We start from the raw sequence: 23,789 nt of genomic DNA on the forward strand, positions 1-23,789 counted from the left end.
ACGACGCCGGTGGCCGGCGCCTTGACGCTTCCGGGACTCGCGACGCGAAGCACGGGGCGACCAGCACGCAGCGCCCGCCGACAGCGTCCGGTCCCGCACCCTGGGGCCGGCTCAGGTACCGCTCGGGCCACCCGGCCCGGACGGTCCACGCGGGCCGCTCGGGCCGCCCGGGCCGAATCGCGTGGCGCCGTCGTCGTCCTCGTCGTCGTCGCCGGCGGTCGGGCGCGTGAACCGCAGGAGCTGTTGGGCGCGGTCGGCCTTCGCGAGGAACACCTCGGTCAACGTCGGCGGGTTCCCGACGTCGAGCGACGAGAGCAGTTCCTCCGGGACGGCGAGGGTCTCCGCGGGCACGCCGTCGTCGCCGTGCACCGGGAAGTGCGCCGTGTCGAGCTTCATCACGAGCGATTCCGGTGTCGACGTCTCCGAGGCCGCCGTGTACAGTTGCTCGCTGACCCGTTCGTGCGTGGTGCGCTCGATGAGCGCACGCTCCTCGCGCGACGGCGTGACGTACAGTCGCCCGAGGTAGTAGCCGCTTGAGAACTCCTCGAACATCTCGCATCCTAGTCCATGATACTTGTTACCAAAAGCCTTCCGGGGGTTCGGGGTTCGAAACGCCCGACGGAACGACCGGCGAACCGACCAGGCACGACCGCGGCGCTCTCGCTCCGGTCGGCACGCCGGTGCGGCGCTTTCGCTCCGGTCGGCACGCCGCCGTGGTCCTCGCACGGACGCTCGGCGTCGACCCCCGCACTCGCCCATGGTCGCCGCGGTACTGGCGGCGGCGTCGACGAACGAAGAACCGACACACTGCGGCGGGTTGAACGCTCCTGAACGGTCGAGTCGCGCGCCCGAAACGGGTCTGAACGGTCCGAAACGAACGACCTCCTTTTAGGGTCTGGCAGTCTTCCGACGAAGTGATGAGAACGACCCTCGCCGTCTCCCTCGTGCTGTTCGCGGTCCTCGGTGCGGTCTCCGTCGCCGCGGCCGGCCCGCTCGGGCCCGCCGCCGTCGGAAGCCAGCAGCAGGCCGTCGGCGACGCCGGTTCGACGGCACCGAACGGGAGCAACGCCAGCATGGGCGCGGAGATGTCCGCGTTCATGCAAGCGAGCGCCTCGGACGCGAACGCCTCCGTCGACGAGGGCATGTTCGCCGCCGAGTGGAATCAGAGCAACGCGAGCGCCGACGCCCTCGTCGACAAACGCGCGAACGCCCTGACGAACCGCCTGAACGCACTCCAGAACCAGAAGGAGCGCCTGCTCGCGCAGAAGGACGACATGAGCGACGTCGCGTACACCGCCCGGATGAGCGCGCTCGCCGCTCGCATCGACGCGCTCCAGAGCGCGCTCAACGCCACGAGCGACCGCGCCCGGAAGGCCGGCGTGAATACGACGCGCCTGACGGAACTCCGGACGAGCGCGCGGAACATGACCGGCCCTGAGGTCGCCGCCGTCGCGCGGAACCTCAGCGTCGGCGTCGGCGGCCCACCCGCCGGCACGCCCGGCAAGGGCCCCGGTGGCGCCGGTCCGCCCGGCCAGAACGGGACGCCGGGGAACGGCGCACCGGGCGCGAACAACTCCACGCCGGGGAACGGCGCGCCCGGCGCCCCCAACGGTAGCGAAGGCGGCCCGGGCGTCGAAAACCCCGGGAACGACACGGTCCAGGGACCGACGGTGAACGGCTCGAACGGGAGCGTGACCCCGGGAAACTCCTCCGGCAGTGGGCCAGGCAGTAGCGGGAGCGGTGGCGGTAGCGGGAACGGCGGTGGTAGCGGGAACGGCGGTGGTAGCGGGAACGGCGGTGGTAGCGGGAACGGCGGTGGTAGCGGGAACGGCGGTGGAAACGATAGCGGTGGCGGGAACGGGAACGGTCCGGACGCGCTGACCGCGACCGACGGGATGCACGCGCCGTCGATCGACCAGCGAATCGCCGGCCGGCGCTGACCTCGCCCGGTCGACGACAGCAGACATTCTTTTACGCGCTCGCCGTCAACCCATAGCTGAATGGACTCCGCGGCCCTACTGGACCTCCTCGGGAACGAGAACCGACGGCGGATCCTCCGCCTGCTCGCTCGGAAACCGTGCTACGTCACGGAGATAAGCGAGTACCTCGGCGTCTCCCCGAAGGCCGTCATCGAGCACCTCCGGAAGCTCGAGACCGCGGGCCTCATCGAGAGTCACACCGACGACCAGCGTCGGAAGTACTTCCACATCGCGCGGAACCTCCGCTTGGAGGTGAACGTCTCGCCCTATGGGTTCGCGACGAAGAGCGCGTACCCGGCGTCGAAGTCCCTGAACCTGAACCACTGCACGCACCTCAGCCTGGAGATTCAGGACGCGGACGAGGACCACGACACGGACGAACTCCTCGGCGACCTGGCGCGCCTGGAGGAGTTGGAGAACGAACTGAGTCTCGCGCAGCGGTACGTGCAGGGCCGGATGACGGACGTCCTCGAACGCATCACGGAGGCGGTCGGCGCCGGCCAGGACTCCGGGATGTACGCGGACGTCCTCTCCGCGGTCAAACAGGAGCCCCGGAGCGTCGTCGAACTCGCGAACGCGGTGGACGCCCCACCGGGCATGATCGAGGAGGTGCTCGTGGACCTCCAGGAGAACGGGCTCGTCGAGCACGCGACCGACGGCTGGACGCTCGCGACCGACGACTGAGAGGAGTGGTCGACGGTGTCACCAGCCGGGGACGTCGTCGTCCTGCCCGCCACCGTTCCCGCCGTCGACGTCGGCGGTGAGGCCGGCGCGGAGGTCGCGCCCGAAGTAGTGGCCGACGAGCGCGACGAGCATCGTCGCTATCGTCGAGACGGCGAGGACGGGCACGCCGACGCCCGAGAGCGTGACGAACATGTTGGTTGTGAGGACCGCGACGAGGAACCCGACGACGCCGCTCGCGACGAGCGTCTCCGCGTACCGGCTGTCGCTCGCGCCGAGGCCGTGCGCGAACGCGCCGACGCCGACGCCGAGCAGTCGCGCGAGTCCACCGACGAATGGAATCGGGACGACGCCACCGGCCATCGCCCCCGCGAACACGAGCACCGCCGAGATGCCCGCGCTCGACGGGTCGAAGTACTTCCGGAACCCGCGGTCGTCCGTCGCGGTCGACCCCGAAGCGGCGTCCGTGCCTCCCGTTCCCTGGTTGGTACTCCGGTCCCGGGTTCCCGCCTCAGCGTCCAGGTCGGTCACGGCATCGTCGACGCTCGAACCACGTCCAGACGCGGCACTGGACGCGTCCGCGTCACCGCTGCCGCCGTCGTCCAGTCCACTCAAGATGTCGTCCGTCTCGGACAGCAACTCGTCCGTGGACTTCTCGACGGTCTCCTCCTTCGACCCGTCGCTCATACCCCGTACTTCCTCTCGAACTGACATGGGCTTTTCGCACAACCTTTTTTCTACGTCGGGTGGCCCTGCGGGCCACCACTCCTTGAAAAAACGTTGATGAAAAAAGGCCGCTCGCGCTCTCCGAGCGCTCGCGGTGGGTGCGCTGGTCGCGACCGCAACCGCGACCGCGACGGCACCGCACCTCGTCCTCCCAGCCGACTTCTCGCTCACTGGCGTTCGCTCGGCGTCCCTCGCGCAGTATCGATACAGCGGCGTTCGCCGTCGGTCACGCCGCTACATCACCGCGCGCCCGCCGGCGATCGAACCTGCGACTTGCCCCGTCTACCGGACCGCGAGCGACGCGCGCGGAACTGCGCGCGCTGCGAGCAGGGGAAAGGCAGGGCGCGGTGCGGGTGCGGTGGTGGTCGTGTCTGCGGTGGCTGTCGCACTCGCATCGAGATCGACGAGGCGTCACGGACGCCAGTAGTTTGCACGAGACGTAAACTTCTGGGGCTGGCCGGATGGTGCGACGGCACCGACCGCTGCCGATTGAGTAGCCTTTAGGTCCGCGCGCGGAGTAGCGGGGTGTATGAATCCAGGCGACCGCGTTCGCGTCGACCGCGCGGACCAGACCTACGAGGGCGTCCTGTTGCCGTCCAGTGACGCCGACCAGCTCGTCGTGAAGCTCGACGGCGGGTACAACGTCGGCGTGGACCGCGACAGCGCCGACGTCGACGTGCTCGAGTCCGGCGTGTACGACATCGAGGGCGACGACCCCGACGAGGGCGAGAGTTCGACCATCGAGTTCGACGAGGCGCTCCCGACGATTAGCCTCATCTCCACCGGTGGCACCATCGCCTCGACCGTCGACTACCGCACCGGTGCGGTGACGGCGCAGTTCGACGCGGAGGACGTGCTGCGTGCGGTCCCGGACCTCGCCGGCCGCGCGAACTACCGCGGGCGCGTCGTCGCGAACATCCTCAGCGAGAACATGGAGCCCGGCATCTGGCAGGAGCTCGCGCACGCGGTCCACGAGGAGATCGAGGCGGGTGCGGACGGCGTGGTCGTGATGCACGGGACGGACACGATGCAGTACTCCGCGTCCGCGCTCGCGTTCATGCTCGACACGCCCGTCCCGGTCGTGTTCACGGGCAGTCAGCGGTCCGCGGACCGACCGTCGTCGGACAACGTGATGAACGCGGTGTGCGCGGTCGAGGCCGCCAAGAGCGACTGCGCGGAGGTCCTCGTCTGCATGCACGCGAGCGAGAGCGACGACGACTGCGCGCTCCACCGCGGCACTCGCGTGCGCAAGAACCACACGAGTCGGCGCGACGCGTTCGAGACCGTCGGCGCGGAACCGCTCGGCGTCGTCGACTACGACGCCGCCGCCGAGAGCGAGTCCGACGCCATCACGTTCCGCCGCGAGCACGCCGAACGCGACGGCGTCGACCTCGATATCGAGCCCGCGCTCGCGTCGGACGTGGAACTGGTGAAGTTCACGCCCGGCATGGACCCCGCGTTCCTCGAGCGCTGCGAGGGGAAGGCGGGCGTCGTCGTCGAAGGCACCGGGCTCGGGCACGTCCACACGGACCTCATCCCGACGCTCGAATCGCTCGTCGACGACGGGACGACCGTCGCGATGACGAGCCAGTGCCTCGAAGGCCGCGTCTGCGACCGCGTGTACGACACCGGCCGCGACCTGCTCTCCGCCGGCGTCGTCGAGGGCGAGGACGTCCTCCCGGGGACGGCGAAGGTGAAGCTCATGTGGGTGCTCGCGAACCGCGACGACCCCGCCGCCGCGATGGGCGAGGACCTCGCCGGCGAGATACACGAGCGGTCGGTACCCTGGGAGTGACGATGCGCGACGACGATGATGGCGCCGAGAACGTCGGCGCGAACGCGACGGCGACGACCGCGCTCGCGACCGACGGCGGCGTCGACGCGACCGCCGCGGCGGACGCGACGTACCGGCGTGCGACCCACGACGACTACGACGACGTCGCGGCGTTCACCGCGGACACGTGGAGCGACCGCGACGGCAGCGACTACATCCCGGACGTCTACCACGACTGGATCGAGGCCGACGACCCGGACGCGCAGGACAGGCAGTTCACGTGCGTCGCCGAGGTGGACGACGCGGTGGTCTCCATCGCGCAGGTCGTCCTGCTCAGCGAGCACGAGGCGTGGTGTCAGGGGATGCGGACCGACCCAGAGTACCGCGGCGCGGGCATCGGGAAGGAACTCACTCACGAGATGTGGGACTGGGCGCGCGAGCGCGGTGCGACGGTCGCGCGGAACATGGTGTTCTCGTGGAACATGGCGGGCCTCGGGCACTCGCGGGGCGTCGGGTTCGCGCCCGCGACCGAGTTCCGCTGGATGCACCCCGACCCGGACGCGGACGCCACCGTCCCCGACGGCTACCGCGTGACCGATGACGTGAACGCGGCGTGGTCGTACTGGACGGCGAGCGACGCGCGCGAGCACCTCGGCGGCCTCGGCCTCACCGCCGACGAGTCCTGGGCGGTCAGCGAACTCACGCGCGAGTCCTTCGCCGCCGCCGCCGACGACCGCGAGCTCCTCGCGGTGCGGAGCGACCGCGGGACGCACGCCGTCTCCTATCGCGTCCGCGACTACGAGCGCGAGGACGACGACGGCGTCGAGCGCACGCACGTCGAGTACGGCGTCGCCGGCTGGGACTCCGTGGCTGCGCTGCGCGCGCTCGTCGCCGGCATCGCCCGCGACGCCGCCGGCGTCGACGCGACCGAGACGCGCGTCCTCATCCCGGAGACCGCCCGCCACGTCTCCGACGCGAGCCTCGTCCGCGCCGGCATCAGCGACGAACCGGACTTCGTGATGGCCGCGGACCTCACCGCGGACTACCGCGCGGACGCCCACCTGCGCTGACCCGGCGACCCGCGGGAACGCCGTCTCGCCGGCAGCAGACCTTAACCGGCCGGAGGCCCCCTCTTCGAGTGTGAGCGACGCGAACGCGGAGTCGCCGGTCGCGCTCGCAGGCCGCGCCGCGAGCGCGTTCGCCGCCGATGTCCGCGAGCGCGACGCGCCAGTGACGGCGCTCGTCGTCGCGAGCGTCCTCCTCGTCTTCCTCGTGCAGGCCGTCACCGCACTCCGGCTCGACGCGCCCATCGGCGTCGTCACCGCGTCCGTGTTCGTCAGCGAACCCGCGCTCGCATGGTTGCTCTCCCCGCTCCTGCACCGCGACCTCCCGCATCTCGCCGCGAACGTCGTCGTCCTCGCGGTCGTCGGCACCGTCGTCGAACCGCACTTCCGGCGCCGTGACTACGTCGCGTTCCTGCTCGCGGCCGCCGTCCTCGCCGCCCTCGGCGGCTACCTCTCGAAGGCCGCGTTCACCGTCCGGCCCGTGACCGCGTACGGCGCCAGCGGGCTCGCGTACGCCGTCGCCGGGTACGCGCTCGGCCTCCCCGTCGCCGGCGTCTCCCTCGACCGCGACGCCCTCTCCGTGTACGGCGTCCTCGACCGGACCACCGCCGGCGAGCGCGTCGCCGCCGTCTTCGGCGTCACCGCCACCGCGACCGTCCTCGCGGACGTCGCGACCGGCCCCTACCTCGCGTTCGACTGGCTGAACGGCGCGCACCTCGTCGGGCTCCTCGTCGGCGTCTGGACCGCGTGGACGCACCGCCTGCATCGCCGCGCCGCCCGCCGGTGACTCGCGGACTGGACGACGCCGCGCCGAGGGACGCGATGTCGCCGGGTTTAATCTCCGAGCGCCGGGAGTACGTGCACATGAATCGCGAGGAACTCGCCGCCAGCATCGACCACACAGTCCTCGGCCCGGAGACGACGCTCGCGGACGTCGAGACCGTCCTCGACACCGCAAGCGAGTACGGCATGAACGCGTGCATCCCGCCGTGTTACGTCGCCGAAGCCAGCGAGTACGCGCCCGACGTGACGCTCGCGACCGTCGTCGGGTTTCCACAGGGCCAGCACGCGCCGGGCGCGAAGCTCGACGAGGCGACGCGCGCGTGGGACGACGGCGCCGACGAGCTCGACGTCGTCGTCAATATCGGTCGCCTCAAAGCTGGGGACGTCGACGCCGTCGAGCGCGAGCTCGCGGACCTCGTCGCCGCCGTCCCCATTCCGGTGAAGGTCATCATCGAGACCGCGCTCCTCACGGACGAGGAGAAGCACGCCGCCTGCGAGGCCGCCAGAGCGGCCGACGCCGACATGGTCAAGACCTCCACGGGGTTCGCCGACGGCGGCGCCGAGGTCGACGACGTCGCGCTCATGAGTGAGTACCTGCCCGTCAAGGCCAGCGGCGGCGTCGGGGACTACTCGACCGCGAGCGAGATGTTCGACGCCGGCGCCGTCCGCATCGGCGCGTCCAGCGGCGCCGCCATCGTCGACGACTACGACCAGCAGCACTGACCGCGACCCGGCCGCCTCCGCCCGCGCATCGCGACGTCACTGGCGTCGGCGACGATTCCGGCGCACGCTCAGTGCTGCGAGGAGCGCAAACGTCCCAACGGTCGTCGGTACGCCGAACCCTGGAATCCCGCCGTCCTCGGTGTCGGTGCGCTCCGGTTCGGTCGTCGACTCGACGACGAGGTCTCCGCGGTGGTACCCGGACAGCCCGACGTAGATGCCACTGTCCAGCCGGTCCAGGCTGGGGAACGTCTCGTCCTCCTCGTCCCAGTCCTCGGGGAGATGAACGGTCGTGTTCTCGCCGACGGCCTCGTGTCGGCGGACCGCCGCCGTCGTCGCGTTCTCGCCGAACGCCCCGTCGAGGCGGACGTACGTCCTCGAATCCTCCGCCTCCTCGTCGAGCCCTGCGTAGAGTGCCGAGACGTCCCGACCGAACGCGTCGGCGAGTACCGGCCGGAGTGCGGTCGCGTTCTCGAAGCCGGCACCGCCTTCGAGGGTCACAGTGCCATTGTCCACCGCGACGTCCAGCCGGGAGCGTTCGAGGCTCGCCCGATTGACCGCGGCGAGGAATCGCTCCAGTCGCTCGGACTCCACCGTCGCCGGCGTCTCCGCGTTCACGACGACGTCCAGGCCTCGGTCGAGGAGCTCCTCCCGTTCGAGACTGTACTGGAATCCGACCGAGACCTGCTCGCCGTCCGTGACGCCTCCACCGCCGACCGATATCTCGGTTCGCGGATGGATGTAGCGGTCGTCCAGTTCGTCGACGTACGCCTCGTAGTTCTCCGTCCGGTACCGAACCTCGCCGGTCGCGTTCACGCGACTCTCAGACACGGAGGTGAGGTCGCCCTCCCAGGTGACCGAATGGGTCAGATTCGCGGCTCGACTGGCATCGAACTTCGAGCGTGCCAGCTCGAGCTCCTCGGTCAGCGTCTCGCTGTCGCTGTGCTCGATGCCGAGCGCGAAGCCGGCCTGGACGAGGTCGTCGTAGTTCGAGAGACTCACGTTCCACGTCCGGCGGACGCGCTGCCCATCCGACGCGAGGTGGACTCGGACTCGATCGACGTCGACGGCCCCAATCGCGTCACCGACTGCCGCTGCTGTCTCCGCAGACGCGTCCACCGAATCCGTCTCGAGAACCGATCGCGTGACAGCCTCCGTGACCGCCTCGTCGACGCCCTCGTACACGACCGCGTACGTCACCGTCACCCTGTCGTCTACCGTCCCGTTGTCCGCCCACTCGTACGACCGCACGCTGACCGTGGCGTTCCCGCCGAGCGCGGCGGCGACCCGCTGGTACTGCGCGTCGAGCGTCGCGGTCGCGTTCGCCCGCGAGTCCCACCGACCTGCGCGCGCGTCGGCGACGCGGAACTGCTCGGTCGCAGCGAGCTCGTACGCGCTCGCTCCACCCGCGGTCGAGCGTTCCTCGACCGCGTAGGTCCGTTCCCCTACGACGCCGTCGGCGCCGGGTGCGAACGCGGACACCCGTCCGTTCGCGCGGACGGTGTCCGCGTCGACGACGACCTCGCCGCTCGTCCTCGCGGACTCGATCCGCGACAGCGGCCCGCTTCCGTTCGCGGGTCGATACGACGCGTCGAAGTACAGGTCCCCCCGTGCCTCTGTCCGCGTAACGTGGAGACCGAACGAGCCACCGAGCGATTCGAGTGACTCGGGTCGCGGTAGCCGGAACTCTCCCTCGCCGCCGACGGAACCGGGAGCGAGCACGAGTTCACTGGTCCCAGTGACGTTCGCGGTACCCGCGTCCGGGTCCCGCACCAGTGCGTGCACGAGCCCCTCGGTGAGATTCACGCCGACGAACCCGCTGGCGGTCGGTTTCACGCCGACCGCTGCCGCCTGCTCGGCGTCGTCGTACACGAGTACGGCGTCGCCGTTCTCCCGCACGTATACGTCGTCCGCGCGCTCGACGGACTCGTTCGGGGGACGAACGTCCACGGGCGCGAGCGACGCCGCGGACGCGCTCGCGCGGTCCTCGACGACGGTCGGCGACGTGGCGTGCTCGGTTGCCCCACCGCCGGCGGCCGTCCCAGCGCTCGCTGGCGTCACGCAGACGACGACGGTGACCACGAGGACGACGGTCCGGCGGTCCAGCGGCGCAGAGACACTCATTCACCCGACGGACGACACCCAACCCCTTCAGCAGTTCGGTGGTTGACAGCACGCGTCGTGCGAGGTCGCGTCACGCCCGAGTCCGGGGGCGACCCGAGGAGAGCGCTGCCGCTGGTCGACGCGGCGTCCGAAAGAAAGAACGAGTGGAGGGCGACCGAGTCGTCAGTCGTCGCGACGGTTCAGGCGTCCGAGCAGGAGCGCCGAGACCGCGGCGACCGCGGCGAACGCCGCAGGCACGCCGAAGCCGGGGAGCCCACCGCTCCCGTCGTCCGTTCCGGTCCCGTCGCTCGTCGTCTCGGGCTCCTCGATACCGAGGTAGTCACGCGCCTCCTCCTGGTCCATCTTCGGGAACTCCGTCGAGGACGAGTTCCAGTCGCCGGGGAGGTGGACCTCGGTGTCCTCGCCGACCGCCTTGTGCGAGCGCACCGCGCTCTCGGAGGCGTTCTCGCCGAACGCACCCTCGACAGCGACGTACGCCTTCGAGTCATCGCCGAGGTTCGCGTTCATCGACGCGATGTCCCCGCCGAACTCGTCCTGCATCACGGCGCGGAACGACGTCATGTTCTCGAAGCTCGCGCCCGCCTGGAACGTCACCTCGTCGCTCCCGACGTTCACGTTCATCTTCGCCTTCTCGAACTCCGACCGCTGGAACGCCTCGACGAACCGCTTGACGTTCTCCGAGCCAGCGGCCGTCCCGGTCCCGGTCCCGGCGTTCGCGGAGTTCGCGGACTCCATGACGTTCCCGAGCGTCTGGTCGAGGAGGTTCTCCTGCTCGACGCTGTACTCCATCTCGGCGACGACCTCCTCACCCTCGGTCTGCGCGGTCGCCGTGAACGACACCTCGCCGCCGGTCGGGAGGTCGCGCTGCTCGAGCTCGGCGACGTACGCCTCGTAGTTCTGCGTGTCGAACTGGAACGACCCCTGGACGCGGACCGCGTCCTCGCTCGGCGAGGAGAGCGACCCCTCCCAGGAGTACGTCTGCACGAGTTCCGAGGCCTTCATCGCCTCGTACTGCTGGCGAGCCGTCTCGATCTGCTCGGTCACGTTCTCGTCGTCGCTCGCCTCCTCCGCGAGGTCGAGCCCGGCGTCGACGAGCGGCTCGTACTCGCTCAGCTGGACGTCCCAGGACGCCTGCATCGACTTGCCCTCGGCGTCGAGGTTCGCGTGCACGTTGTCGACGTTGAGTTCCGCCACGGCGTCACCGACCGCTTCGGCGGTCTCCGTGGATACCTCGACGTCCTCCGCGCTCGTGATCGACTGCGCGACCTGCTGGCCGAGCGCGTCGTCGATGTTCGAGTACACGATCTGGTACTCGATGTCGAGCAGCATCCGGCCGTCGTCGGCCTCGGTGAACGAGTAACTCGACACGCGCACGTCAGCGCTCCCGCCGAGCGCGGTCGCGATACTCGCGTACTGCTGTTCGATGGTTGCCGTCGCGTTCTCCTCCGTGTCCCACTGGCTCGCGAAGTACGACGAGACGTAGTACTCCTCGGAGGCCTGCAGGCGGTACTGGTTCGTGCCCTCTTCGAGCGTGTACTCGCGGTGCTGGACCATCCCGAGGTCCTCCGCGTACTGGACGTTCGCGGACCCGCTCGTCGAGAACTCGTTGGCCGCGACGGACATCTCGCCGTCCGTGGACGCGGACTCGACCGTGGACGTCATCGAGTACTCGCTGTCGTCGACGTACGTCATGTCGAGGTTCGCTCGCGCGGACGCGTCGGACGCGGTGCGTTTCGCGCTCACGTCGACGTCGAGGTTCTCGAGGTTCTCCGGGCGCGGCGCCTGGAACGAGCCGTTCCCGGCGAGGGACGACGGCGTCAGGACGACCTGCGCGTCGCCCGTGACGTTCGTGCCGTCCTCGATGTCGTCGCGGACGAGCACGTGCATCAGGCCCTCGGTGACGTTCAGTCCGAGGTGGCCGGTCGCGGTGGACGCGGTGCCGTCCTCGGTGTCGTTCTGTTCGTACGCGAGGACGGCGTCGCCGTTCTCGTGGACGAATATCTCGTCTGCCGGTTCGACCGTGTCGTTGTCCGCTGGCGTCGTCGCGGCGACCGACGCCGTGGACGCTCCGTTCGCGGGGGCTGTCGTCGCGCCCGCCAGGGCGGTGACGCTCGCGGCGCTCGAACAGACGACGAGGAGCGCCACCAGCAAGGCGGTGGACGACCGAAGTTTGTCGGGGAATTCCATGCACTAGTTCGTGGAACTACGCTACCATAATCGTTTCCCGTTTGACATTCGTTGCGGTGCGTTCACATGATACGCACCGTCACTCGGTGAAAACATCCTCCGGCGTACCGGGCGTCCGAAGGCTCGGAGACCGTCGACTGCCCGCCGAACGACGCCTGAGACGCGTCGTATCGGAAAGCGAGAACCTTCCGTCGCGCGCGGAACCGGCGACCGTTGAGGGTTCTATCGGCGTCCCGGCATCATCCGCTCCCCTCCCTCGGCGCGACGGAGACGAGGACCGAACCCGTCGCGTGCCAGTGCGTGGCGCGCCGACGAACGCCTTCGAGAGGGTATCGTCGCGCTTTTGGTCGACCGACGGCAAGGACGCGTAACTGGCATGGCCCGGTACCACATCGAGACGTACGGGTGTACCTCGAACCGCGGCGAGAGCCGTCAGATCGAGAGCGCCCTCCGCGACGCCGGCCACTACAAGGTCGACGGCCCCGACGAGGCCGACGTCGCCATCATGAACTCCTGTACGGTCGTGGAGAAGACGGAGCGGAACATGCTCCGTCGGGCCAAAGAACTGGAAGACGAGACCGCGGACCTCATCGTGACGGGCTGCATGGCGCTCGCGCAGAGCGAGGAGTTCCGCGAGCACGACGTCGACGCGCAGATACTGCACTGGGACGACGTCCCCGAGGCCGTCACGAACGGCGAATGCCCGACGCCCGGCCCCGGGACCGAGCCCGTGCTCGACGGCGTCGTCGGCATCCTCCCCATCGCTCGGGGCTGCATGAGCGACTGCTCGTACTGCATCACGAAGGCGGCGACCGGGAAGATAGACAGTCCGCCCGTCGAGGAGAACGTCGAGAAAGCGCGCGCGCTCGTCCACGCCGGCGCGAAGGAACTCCGCATCACCGGCCAGGACACCGGCGTCTACGGCTGGGACGACGGCGAACGCAAGCTCCACCTCCTCCTCGACCGCATCTGTCGCGAGATTGAGGGCGACTTCCGCGTGCGCGTCGGGATGGCGAACCCGAAGGGCGTTCACGGCATCCGCGACGACCTCGCCGCCGTCTTCGCGGAGCACGACGAGCTCTACAACTTCCTGCACGCGCCCGTGCAGTCCGGGAGCGACGACGTCCTCGGCGACATGCGCCGCCAGCACCAGGTGAGCGAGTACGTCGAGGTCGTCGAGACGTTCGACGAGCACCTGGCGGAGTGGACGCTGTCGACGGACTTCATCGTCGGGTTCCCGACGGAGACCGACGCGGACTTCGAGCAGACGATGGCGCTCCTCCGGGAGACCCGGCCGGAGAAGATCAACGTCACGCGGTTCTCGAAGCGCCCCGGCACCGACGCCGCCGACATGAAGGGCCTCGGCGGGACGAAGAAGAAGGAGCGCTCGAAGGCCATGTCGGAGCTGAAGATGGACGTCGTCGGCGACGCGTACGACGCGATGGTCGGCGAGACGCGCGAGGACTGCCTCGTCGTCGAGCACGGCACCGGCGACTCCGTGAAGTGCCGCGACCACGCGTACCGACAGCTCATCGTACAGAACGCGAGCGACCACGACCTCGAACCCGGAGACTTCGTCGACCTCGAAGTGACGGGTCACTCGACCGTGTACGCGTTCGCCGACCCGGTCTAAGACGCAACGCCCTCGGCCGCGACCGACCGCGTTGACTCAGGTCCCTTCCGGAATGACGACGTCGCCATCCTCGACGACGACGGCGACGACCTCGGTGACGGACGAGTCGTAGGATTGCTTCGTCCACACGTCGTCGCCGTCGAGTCGAATCGCGACCTGGTACGTGCTGCGGTCGACCGTCCATCCTGCGCCGAACGATTCGCTGTCGACTACGGTCTTCCCGTCGTCGCGCTTCGCATCGAGCGAGAACTCGCGGTGGAAGCCGCCGTCGTCGCCCTGCCGGAGTTCGAGCGTCACGTCGTGGGCGGTCTGGTCGTCGTTGAGGACTTCAAGTCGCTCCAGGTCGGCGGTGCCACCACCCGTGACGAGGTCGCGGGGATCGCCGACGCACCCGGACAGCACGCCGAGGGTCGTGGTCGACGCGACTGCGGCGAGGACGCGACGTCGACCGACTGCAGCCGGCGAATCCGTGCTGGCTGCGTCGAGGGGAGGAGCGTTCGGAGACACGACCGCGACGTCGAACCGTCGCGGCAAAAGTCTGTCTCGTCCTCCCGACACCCACCTTTCGTCGCTCGTCGAACCTACTTTTCGACGCGCTTTTGCCGTCCGGGCGCGACGACCGCGTCATGACCGACACCGACCCGCGTCGTGACCTGGCGCGGCGCATCGCCGGCGAGGTGACGCTCTCCGCGGACCCGGGCGCGACCATCCGGAAGTGGCGCACCGACTTCGACGTCAGCCAGACCGAACTCGCGAGCTCGCTCGACGTCTCCTCCTCCGTCATCTCAGACTACGAGAGCGGGCGCCGCGAGAGCCCCGGAATCGGGTTCGTGCGCCGCGTCGTCGACGGCCTCCTCGACATCGACGAATCCCGCGGCGGCGACCGCATCCGCCAGTACGCCCGCGTCGTCTCCGCCGGCTTCGACAGCGAGGTCGTCGCCGACCTCCGCGAATACCCCCGTACGGTCGCGCTCGACCGCTTCTACGACGCCATCGACGCCACCGAGGTCCAGGCGGGCGACGCCGACCGCGTCAGCGGCCACACCGTCATCAACTCCATCGCCGTCATCACCCGCCTCTCCAGCGAGGAGTTCTACCGACTCTACGGCCAGTCCACGAGCCGCGCGCTCGTGTTCACCGACATCACGCGCGGCGAGAGCCCGCTCGTCGCCCAGCGCGTCGTCACCCCCACGCCGAACGCCATCGTCCTCCACGGCATCACCGAGGACGACCTCTGGGAGCACGCCCCCAAGCTCGCCCGCGCCGACGGCGTCAGCCTCGCACTCACCCAACAGGAGCCAGACGCGATGCTCGACGCACTCGCAAGCCTCCCTTGACCAACCACCACCACGCTAAACACGACCGACAACGACGAGACCCGACTGACCGCGACGCCTCGCGGGTCGCCGCGCTCCCCGCTCGGCGGTCGACGCGAGACCCTCGCTACGCTCGGGCGCCCTAAAACCGGAGAGCACCGACTGACCGCGACGCCTCGCGGGTCGCCGCGCTCCCCGCTCGGCAGTCGACGCGAGACCCTCGCTACGCTCGGGTCTCGCGTTACTCCACGTACGTGTACTTCCGTTCGCCCATGCGGCCCCAGCCGTCGAACACGAACTCCGCGCTCGGCGTCGTGAACTCCTCGAGTTCCTTGTCCATGTCGTGATTGTGACGGTCGTGGACCTCCTCGTACTCCGCCCATGACAGGTCGTAGCGCTCCGCGACCTGCTCGTCGACGTTCAACGCCGCGATCTCCTCGCGCCAGCCGTCCTGCACCGTCTCACCGTGGACCTCCGCCTGCGCGCCGGAGCCGTACGACGCCACCAGCAGACTCTCGCCCGTGACGTCGAGGTCGTTCTCGTACGCGGCCTTCAGCGCCGCGATACGCGCCACGTGCACGGACGCCGTGTACCAGTTCCCGACGTCGCGCGAGATCGAGAGCGTCGGGTCGACCGTCGCCGCGTACCAGTCCGCGTACTGCTCGGTGTCCTTCAGCGCGCTCATGTACTCGCGGACCGCCCCCTCGTACTCGCCGTCGTCCTCGAAGCTCTCGCGGCGCGGCTGCCGCCCGATCTCCTCCGCGAGCGCCTCCTCGTGCTCCGTATCCCGCGTCACGTGCCGGTACGCGAGCGCCGCCGCCTTCCGGACCATCCCCGGGAACGGCGTGTGGAACGGCGCGTACGCGAAGTCATCCAGGTGGACGTCGCCCGCGACGCTCTCGTAGTCCTCCAGGGCCTCCCGCATCCGCGCGAGGTACACCTGCACCGAGCGCTTGCCGTCGACGCTCGGGAACTGCTGGTTGGGCTTCAGGAAGTCCGTCTCGTCCGCGCTCCCGTACCCCTGCTCGGTCGTGAGCTCCACGAGGTCCGGGTCCTCGTCGATGAGAAGCGCCACCGCACCGGCACCCTGGGTCGCCTCGCCGGCGTCGCCGCGCGCGTACAGCGCCGTGTCCGTCGCCACGACGATCGCCTTCCGGCCGCGGTTCCGGCCCGCGCGAATCCAGTTGTACGCGTCGTCGATGCTCTGCGTGCCCGCGATGCACGCGAACTTCCGCTCGCCCTTGTTCGCGTGATGGAAATCCCCGTCGTACACCTGCTCCAGGCAACCCGCGATGTACGTCGAGATCGGCTTCGAGTTATCGAAACTCGACTCCGTCGCCACGTCGATCCGACCGACGTCCTCGGGCTCCAGACCCTTCCGGTCCATCAACCGCTTCGCCGCGTTCGCGCCCATCGTTACGATGTCCTCGTAACTATCCGGGAACGACGACGCACGAAGCCCCAACCCCTTCGTGTACTTCTCCGGATCGTCACCCTTCTCCGGCGCGAACGTCTCCGCCAGGTCGAGTTTCAGATTCCCTGTCCACAGCTCGACCGCGTCGATACCCACGCTTGTCATACCACGTACTCGTCACGGCCGCTATTTGGGCGTGTCGATGAATAGTTCGACTATCGTCGAAAAAGAGCGGCCGTCAGATATCGTCGATGACGACAGTGATGGTGCGACCGTCCGAGAGCCCCAACGTGACGGTAACTGTGCTCCCCGTGACGTCCACGGCATCACCGTTGTTCTTCCGGAAGTACGCCAGAGTCACCCTCGCGTTCTCGCCGGTGTCGATCTGGGAGAACTGGTCGAGTTGGTAGGTCGTCCCGAGGCTCATCGTTCCTTCATGCCATCCGTCTCCCGACGGGCTCTCCACGTACGCCTCGACGGTACCAGGCTCGGTGCCAAGGTCCCTCTCGTCGAGTTCCGCTGCGGCCCCCCCGGATACCGACACCGTGACGTTCTGGACGGTCACTGCCGAAGAGTCGTCGTTCGAGATGGTGAAGTCCAGACTACCGAGACCCTCGTCGTTCGTCGAGCCGCTCCCCGTCACGTAGTTCAGACCGGAGCGGTCGAGGTCGTTGACCGTCACGTTCACCGTGTCCGTACTGGCTCGTCCTCTGGCGTTGGTGGTCGTCAGCGTGACCTCTACCTCCTTGTTCCCGGTCACGTCGACGCCGGTGGCGTCGAACGTCGCGGTGGGGGTCGACGTGTCAGCGTCAGTGATGCTGACCGGGACACCGCTTGGGTTCTCGGTTATCACCCACTCGTAACTCGTGATGGACCCGCCGGGGCTGGAACTGGCACTTGCATCCAGGGTACCCGTCGACCCCTCGTCGACGACGACGTCCGGTCCGGCTTCGGCAACGGGCCCAGCGACCAAGTCCATGGTGAACGTCTCCGTCAGCGTACTCCCGCCCTGAACCTGATAACTGATGGTTATCTCAACGCGCTCGTCGGTCATATTGACGTTCGTGGGGCCGGACTGGTCGTAGAATTCGTAGATGTAGAACCGCGCCTCTGAACCACTGGACATGACGGGATTCCCGTTGTTCACACTCGCGCTGTTGTCGAGGTCCACGGTAAGCCCGTCTGCGGGCACCATCTGATACTCGGTATCAGTGAGTTGGTAGTCGACGTAACCGTTCTCCGTGTCCGCGAGCACAACTATCTCGTTCACTTCAGGTTCGCCGTTGGTGCCACCGAGCTTGTCCGAAAGCCCATCGATGGAGTCGTTCAATGGATTGATCGTCACGTCGAGGAGCGTGACGGACTGAGCGTGACCGTTCGAGAGGTTGAATTCGATGCCACCACGTGGGTCCGTGTCGATGCTCCCGGAGTTGTCGCCGCCCTCCAACGCGGCGCCGTCGCCGACGTAGTACAGCGTACCGGACGTGGACTGGACGGTCACGGTTCTCGTGGTCGTCGCACTCGCACCTTCGTCGTCAGTCACAGTCAGCGTCACTTGATACGTACCGGACGATCCGTACGTGTGCGTCACCGATTCGCCAGTCGCAGTTGCGCCGTCGCCGAACGCCCACTCGTAGCTACTGATGGCGCCGTCGACGTCCACGCTATCGGCGGCGTCGAACGTTACCGACGTCCCGGCGTACGGCGACGGCGGCGAGAACGACAGGTTCGCACTTGGCTGGCAGTTGTATGCCCCAGCGGACACGCAGATGTCGTCGACGAACCACGAGTCATCGAAGTTGGTGTCCGCCTGGACCACGCGAACCGCGAGATTCGAGTGAAGTGCGTTCGCGTCCGTCAGGGTCGCGGATATCTGCTGGTAGGGTTCGTTCGATCCAGTGGCCGTAACGGTCTGGATGGTGCTCCAGGACCCATCGTTTGCACGGTACTGGACCAACAGATCCTCGCCGGAGTCCGGCTGGTCACCGCCCGTTTCACCCTGCTTGACCGCCAGCGTCACGTTCACCGACGGCTTCCCCGACGTGTCGAGTGAGGTAGAGACGATGCCGCCGTTCGTCCCGACGTCGGCGATGTGGACTGCCCGCGTTGGGGAGTTCGAGATACTCTTCCCGGTGGCGACGAACACCTCACCGGCCGGTGCGTTCACGCGCGACCAGTTCGCGTTGACGTCGAGCGAGCGACCGCCCTCGAAGTCGTCGTGGATGCCGACACCCGGTGGCCGCTCGACGGTGACTGTCCGCGTCGTCGTGTTCGTTGCGCCGTCGTCATCCGTTACGGTCAGCGTCACGGTGTACGTCCCAGCGCTGTCGAAGCTGTGGCTCACGGTCTCGCCAGTCTCGGTCGATGCGTCGCCGAAGTCCCACTGGTAGGACTGGATGGTCCCGTCAGCGTCCGTCGAGCCGCTCGCGTCGAACGACACCGCGTCCTTCGTCGTCGGGTTCGACGGGTCGAACGAGAACGCCGGTTCGGGGTCGTCGTTCAGTTGTTCGACGACGATACGAATCCGGTCGCCGGTCCCACCACCGGTGGCGTACACGTACGCCCACCCCGGTTGGTTGACGGTGAGGTTGACTGGCGCGGTAGCTGCGTCGTTCGACCGGTTCGTCGCGTTCTTCACCGCGAGCACGCCCTGATTGCTTACGCTGAACTCGATCAGCGCCCCGGAGAGCCCGTCCGTCGTCGCGTTCAGTTGTATCACGGACACAGAACTCCTGTCGACAGTCAGATTCCCGTCTTCGAGCGATATCTTCCCAGAGCGAGCTGCGATCTCGCTAGGTGTTGGCCACGAAACCGTGTACGTTCCTTCACCGATTCCTGAATCACTGTTGTCGTCCGAGTCCGCGTCCACGACGGTGAACGAGACGAGCGCGTTCGACGACCGGTTCCGGTCGAACGACCCGGCGGGGTCGCCACTCCGGTTCAAGCGCACCTCGATCGGTTGGTCGCCGGTCACGTCGTCGACGGCGTACGTCACCGTCACCTCGCCGTCCGGGCCGGTCCGGAGGTCGGTGAACGAGCGCTTCGACGACCCGTCGGCGGTCAGCTCGCCGGGCCCGACGAGCGAGACGTTCACCGTCGCATCCGACACCGGGTTGTCGTATCGGTCACGCACCTGGAACGTCACCCGGTGGTCGCTGCCCTCGCGGACCGTCGCCGTCCGTCCGTCGACGACCGTCACGTACGCCGGCTCCTCGCTGGCTTCGGGTGGGCTCCCGACGCGGACCTTCGACAACTGGAGGTCGTACGTCTCGTTCCCCTCCAGCGTCAACACGAGCAGGTTCCAGTCCTCCGGCCCGATGCTCTTGTCCTTCACCTCGACGTTCCGCACGTACCGGTCCGGGTCTTCGTCGTCCTTGTCGTACTCGCTCGCGAGCCGGTCCCGCCACGTCGTCTGGCTGAGGTCCGTCGGCACGCGAATCTGGATGGGGCCAGATGCGTTCCGCACGCGCACGGTCGTCGGCGACGCCGACGCCGGATACAGCGGGACGTCCGTCGGCGCGACCTCGCCGCTCGACGCCTTCGAGTACGAGCCGTTCACCATGACGAGCGAGATATCCCGCCCGTTCACGATGCCCTGCTCGGCGTGCTGCCGCCAGAAGTTGCCGTACTTCGAGTACACGAGCGAGTTCTCGTACACGATGCGGTCCGGCCCGCCGTCGTACGCCTGCAGGAGCGGGTCGTACACGAACGCCGCCGTCCCGAACGACCTGTTCGCGCCCGTCCAGTAGTCGTTCTCCTCCTCGTCGAGTGCCGTCGCGTTCGCCACGGTCGCCTCGAACCCCTCGGCGTCGCTCCCGAGCGTCGCCAACCGCCCACCGGTCGGCGGCGGATTCACGAACAACGTCCGGTCCGGGAACCGGTTCCCGAGCGACACCGCCACCTGTCTCGCGCCCGACCCCGACTCCATCGACCCGACCGTCGCCCCCAGTTCCTGCATCTGGGACTGGACCTCCTGCACGTGATTGAACTCCACGCGCTCGTTCTGCTGCGGCACCAACCCCACCTGCCACCCCACCGCCGCCGTGATGAGCACCCCGAACAGGAGCACGAACCCGATTACCTCCGACTGCGAGCGGCTGTCCACGCGGAGCGTCGTCCCGCGCATCGCTCACGCCACCTCCGTCGTCATCCTGCACCAGCCCCAGTCTTGCCCTCGCCGGCACCGGTGATCACCGACACCGTCCCGTCCGCCACGTCGTACACTGCAATCTCGCCAGCCGACGTCACGAATAATATCTCTTCTTCGCTGTCGCCGTCCCAATCCACGACTCCGAGCGGCGCTTTGGCTGACTTCGGGGTCGTACCAGCATAGACGACGTTCGTGTCGCCAGTATCGGGGTTCACGAGCACGATCTCCTGATTGCCGTTGACAATCGGAACCCGAACACCGCTTCCGAAGTCTGTTGGCGGGCCAACGGAGTATCCATCCCCTTGCTCTACGCTTCCTGAGGAGAGGGAAGTGGTTTCCTGGTCTGTGTCGTCGATGTAGGCTACGGTCGACGAGTCGGTGAAGTATATCGGGTCGTCGTCGCCGTCACCATTTACGTCAGCGACCCCGGCGACTGCGATGCCACTCGCTGTACGCGTGTTCCCGTTCCCATTGTTCCCAGTGGTGTACGTTAGCGTGCTGTTGCCACCACCGACGACCGTTCTCCAAACGTCGCCGTTCTTGATATAGTACACTCTGTTGGAACTCGCGTCCACTCCAAGCGATGCGCCAGTTGCGACGCCCGATGCGAGCAGCGATTTGGTGCCGTCTGCCTGCATCAAGTACAGGTCTTCGCCACCACTGACGTACGGAACCTCAAGGTCGCTATCCGCATCGAGGTTTCTTTTCGGACCCACGTACTTGACGCTGTTATTGACGTTGTCGCCGAGCGTCTGGAACTTACCGTCTGGGTCGACGAGCCGGATGACGCTGTCGTCGTTCACATCCACGAACGCCACGGAGACAGGCCCGAACGCGTTCAGGTTCGTCACCCGGAGCGTGGTGCGCTTCCCGCCGGCGCCGCTGGACGCGAATACGATGACGTCGCCGTTCCCTTTCAGGGTGACGTCGGTGCTGTTCTCGCCGTTGCTGTCCGTCTCGCCGTTCGCGGCGTTGACGGCTGCGACCGTGTTGTCGTTCACGGCCCAGGAGACGCTCGCGCCGACCGCGGTCGGGTCGGTGCCCATCGTCACGGTCACCGTCGACAGCTCGCTGCCGTCGACGAGGCACGTCCGGTTCCCCGGCCAGTTCGGGCACTCCACCGCGTCCGACGGCGTCGGGTTCGTCCCGGAGACCTCCTTGAGCGTCACGTTGTACGCGCCGTTCCCGCCACCACCGCCGCCGCCGCTCGCTTTCGACACGGAGACGTTGAACGTCACCGACGACATCTTCCCGTCGGCGTCTGCGATGGAGACGTTCACGCGCGCGTCAGTCTTCGCGTCCGGCGCCTCGTACGTGAACCCGACGCGACCGTCGTTCCCGGTCTCCGTCCCGTCCGGTTCAGTGATATTGCCTTGGCCTTTCTCGACCTTCACGTTCATCGGGACGCCCGACAGGGGGTTGTTGAACTCGTCGCGGACCTCCACGGTCAGCGTCTCCCTCGCGCCAGCGGTCGTCGACACGTTCTTCGGGGACACCGTCGTCACGTACCGCTTCGTGGGCGTCGCGTTCACGTTCGTCCCGACGCCCGCCTTCGCGAGCGACAGCGAGTACGTCGTCCCACCCTCCAGCTCGAATTCGATGCGGTTCAGCGTCTGTCCGCCCGGTAACGTCACCTCGCCCTTCTTCCGGACGTCGGTGACGTACGCGTTCGCCGTATCGTTGTCCTCGTCGTACTCGCCAGCTTCGGTGAGGACCGTCTCCCACTTCGTCTCCGACAACCGCGTCGTGATGACGACAGACAGCGGCTCGCTGCTGCTCTCGGTCTCGACGCTCACGCGGTTCGAGGACGCGCTCACCGGGCGCACCGTCACCGACGCCGCCCCGCTCTGCTCGTCGTACGACCCGTTCAGCGCGACCAGCGAGATGCGTCGGCCGTCGAAGATCGACTGTGCGTTCACGATGACGTCCTCGCCCGTGAATTCGTTGTACACGAGCGAGTTCTCGACGAACGTCCGCGGTGCGTTCGTGTACACGTTGTAGTTCGGGTCGAACGCGAACCTGCCCGTCGAGTAGTTCCGCGGCGTTCCGTCCCAGAAGTCGCTCGTCTCGCCCGTCGCGGTCGCGTTCCGAACCTCTATCGCGACCGCCGGGTCGCCCGTCCCGACCGTCCGCAGTCGTCCCGTCGCCCGCGGCGGGTTCACGAATATCGTCCGCGCCGGATACCCCGTCGACGACTCCACGACGACCGTCCGCGACCCGCCCGCCGTCGGCGCCGACCCGATAGCGGCCTGGAGGTCCTGGAGCTGGCGCTGGACCTGCTGGTTGTGATCGAACTCTATCGCCTTGTTCTGGTTCGGGACGACCGACGCCTGGTACGCGGTGATGGCGATGATGACGAACGCGAACAGCACTATCGCTCCCACCTGCACCGCTACTGCACGGTCGTCCGAACCCAACGGCATTAGGAACCGATAACCAGTGCGCAAGTAAAACCCTTGTTGCAGATTCCCCGGACCGTCCGCGGCGAAATCAGGACGCTCACCGAACGCGGCCGCCCCGACAGCGCGAGCAGCCGGCGACCGTCAGGTCGCCGGTTTGCTGCGGTCCGGCGCTCAGTCCTCGGCCTCGTCCTCCTCGACGACTTCGGGGTCCTCCATCGCGCTCTGGAGGCTCGCCAGCCCGTTCAGCCAGTCGGTGACGGGCCCGAACTCCAGGTCGTCGCCGACGTTCGGCGTGAGTTCACCGCCGTCGATGATGCGCGTCCCCGCCTGCGCGAGATACCCGAGCGCGGCCTCCATCTCGTCCTGGCTCTCCGCGTCGACCGCGGCCTGCACGTACTCCTCGACGCTCGCGTCCGTCGCCGCGCCGCTGTGCACGTACTCCTCGGCGGCGTAGAACACGACGACGAGACTCGTCTGCACGCTGTTGACGAAGAACAGCTTCTCCTCGTCGTCGAACCCGGGCTCGGCGAGCACGATCTCGTGGATCTCGCCGATCTTATCCAGGGCCTCCTCCTCTTCGATTTCGCCGTCGTCGTACGCGGCGACGACCTTCGCCACGGCGATGGCGGCGTCGTCCTGCATGAGGTCGAGGACGCGCATCGAGTCCTCGTCCTCGGGGTCCAGTTCCTCCTCTGCGATGCGGTCGATCCAGTTCTGCCAGCGTTCGGCCGAGTAGAACTCGGTCGGGGGGTTGCTCATGTGAGAGACTACGCCGGGCGACTGAAAGACCTTTCTCTCGGCGTCGTCCGTGCTGGCGGCCCGCACGCGCCGCCGTC

General features: G+C 68.0%; 17 protein-coding genes. 8 read left to right on the forward strand and 9 right to left on the reverse strand.

All coding sequences use genetic code 11. From position 1 onward, the window contains the following. Positions 1-111: 111 nt before the first annotated feature. Positions 112-552 carry a DUF5802 family protein gene (locus SM754_RS06835; RefSeq protein WP_501993760.1) on the reverse strand — a complete coding sequence of 147 codons (441 nt, stop codon included), beginning with the start codon at positions 550-552 and terminating at the stop codon, positions 112-114. Between the two features lie 365 nt (positions 553-917). Here SM754_RS06835 and SM754_RS06840 point away from each other — a divergent pair, with 365 nt between their 5' ends. Together SM754_RS06840 and SM754_RS06845 are read left to right on the forward strand one after the other, a co-directional pair. Continuing rightward, positions 918-1,940, forward strand: coding sequence for a hypothetical protein (locus SM754_RS06840; protein WP_323675481.1), 1,023 nt, complete (start codon positions 918-920; stop codon positions 1,938-1,940). Positions 1,941-2,000: 60 nt separating this feature from the next. Beyond that, complete coding sequence (locus tag SM754_RS06845) at positions 2,001-2,663, forward strand: ArsR/SmtB family transcription factor (RefSeq protein ID WP_323675482.1); 663 nt, start codon at positions 2,001-2,003, stop codon at positions 2,661-2,663. An 18-nt stretch (positions 2,664-2,681) separates the two neighbouring features. Here the strand turns inward: SM754_RS06845 and SM754_RS06850 are convergent, their stop codons facing one another. Continuing rightward, on the reverse strand, positions 2,682-3,347 hold the full coding sequence (locus SM754_RS06850; RefSeq protein WP_323675483.1) for a DUF8526 domain-containing protein: 666 nt from the start codon (positions 3,345-3,347) through the stop codon (positions 2,682-2,684). Between the two features lie 568 nt (positions 3,348-3,915). Here SM754_RS06850 and gatD point away from each other — a divergent pair. From gatD to deoC, 4 genes are all read left to right on the forward strand, one after another. Then, positions 3,916-5,181 (forward strand): Glu-tRNA(Gln) amidotransferase subunit GatD, encoded by a 1,266-nt coding sequence (gene gatD / locus SM754_RS06855; RefSeq protein ID WP_323675484.1) that lies wholly within the window; start codon positions 3,916-3,918, stop codon positions 5,179-5,181. A 2-nt stretch (positions 5,182-5,183) separates the two neighbouring features. Beyond that, positions 5,184-6,230 (forward strand): GNAT family N-acetyltransferase, encoded by a 1,047-nt coding sequence (locus SM754_RS06860; RefSeq protein ID WP_323675485.1) that lies wholly within the window; start codon positions 5,184-5,186, stop codon positions 6,228-6,230. Between the two features lie 70 nt (positions 6,231-6,300). Further along, positions 6,301-7,011: a rhomboid family intramembrane serine protease gene (locus tag SM754_RS06865; protein ID WP_323675486.1), complete on the forward strand. Its 711-nt coding sequence runs from the start codon at positions 6,301-6,303 to the stop codon at positions 7,009-7,011. 77 nt (positions 7,012-7,088) lie between these two features. Further along, positions 7,089-7,730 carry a deoxyribose-phosphate aldolase gene (deoC, locus tag SM754_RS06870; protein ID WP_323675487.1) on the forward strand — a complete coding sequence of 214 codons (642 nt, stop codon included), beginning with the start codon at positions 7,089-7,091 and terminating at the stop codon, positions 7,728-7,730. Between the two features lie 36 nt (positions 7,731-7,766). Here the strand turns inward: deoC and SM754_RS06875 are convergent, their stop codons facing one another. Next, positions 7,767-9,851, reverse strand: coding sequence for a hypothetical protein (locus SM754_RS06875; protein WP_323675488.1), 2,085 nt, complete (start codon positions 9,849-9,851; stop codon positions 7,767-7,769). 162 nt (positions 9,852-10,013) lie between these two features. Continuing rightward, the gene (locus SM754_RS06880; RefSeq protein ID WP_323675489.1) at positions 10,014-12,038 is read right to left on the reverse strand and encodes a hypothetical protein; all 2,025 of its coding nucleotides are present in this window, start codon (positions 12,036-12,038) and stop codon (positions 10,014-10,016) included. A gap of 376 nt (positions 12,039-12,414) precedes the next feature. Between SM754_RS06880 and SM754_RS06885 the strand changes: the two genes are divergently transcribed. Then, on the forward strand, positions 12,415-13,671 hold the full coding sequence (locus SM754_RS06885) for a tRNA (N(6)-L-threonylcarbamoyladenosine(37)-C(2))-methylthiotransferase (RefSeq protein ID WP_323675490.1): 1,257 nt from the start codon (positions 12,415-12,417) through the stop codon (positions 13,669-13,671). A gap of 36 nt (positions 13,672-13,707) precedes the next feature. On the opposite strand, the gene SM754_RS06890 is transcribed toward SM754_RS06885, so the two are convergent. Continuing rightward, the gene (locus tag SM754_RS06890) at positions 13,708-14,178 is read right to left on the reverse strand and encodes a hypothetical protein (protein WP_323675491.1); all 471 of its coding nucleotides are present in this window, start codon (positions 14,176-14,178) and stop codon (positions 13,708-13,710) included. Between the two features lie 119 nt (positions 14,179-14,297). Here SM754_RS06890 and SM754_RS06895 point away from each other — a divergent pair, with 119 nt between their 5' ends. Continuing rightward, a complete protein-coding gene (locus SM754_RS06895; RefSeq protein ID WP_323675492.1) occupies positions 14,298-15,008 on the forward strand; it encodes a helix-turn-helix domain-containing protein in 711 nt (236 codons plus the stop codon). 220 nt (positions 15,009-15,228) lie between these two features. Here SM754_RS06895 and hmgB read toward each other — a convergent pair whose 3' ends face one another. The 4 genes from hmgB to SM754_RS06915 form a co-directional block, all read right to left on the reverse strand. Next, positions 15,229-16,566 (reverse strand): hydroxymethylglutaryl-CoA synthase, encoded by a 1,338-nt coding sequence (hmgB, locus tag SM754_RS06900; RefSeq protein ID WP_323675493.1) that lies wholly within the window; start codon positions 16,564-16,566, stop codon positions 15,229-15,231. 73 nt (positions 16,567-16,639) lie between these two features. Continuing rightward, positions 16,640-20,527, reverse strand: coding sequence for a PKD domain-containing protein (locus SM754_RS06905; RefSeq protein ID WP_323675494.1), 3,888 nt, complete (start codon positions 20,525-20,527; stop codon positions 16,640-16,642). Between the two features lie 20 nt (positions 20,528-20,547). Continuing rightward, entirely contained in the window at positions 20,548-22,974 is a 2,427-nt protein-coding gene (locus tag SM754_RS06910; protein WP_323675495.1) for a hypothetical protein, read from the reverse strand. Positions 22,975-23,124: 150 nt separating this feature from the next. Then, positions 23,125-23,712 carry a DUF2150 family protein gene (locus SM754_RS06915; RefSeq protein WP_323675496.1) on the reverse strand — a complete coding sequence of 196 codons (588 nt, stop codon included), beginning with the start codon at positions 23,710-23,712 and terminating at the stop codon, positions 23,125-23,127. Between the last annotated feature and the right edge of the window lie 77 nt (positions 23,713-23,789).

The organism is Halorubellus amylolyticus, from assembly GCF_034808145.1.
Classification (GTDB): domain Archaea; phylum Halobacteriota; class Halobacteria; order Halobacteriales; family Natrialbaceae; genus Halorubellus.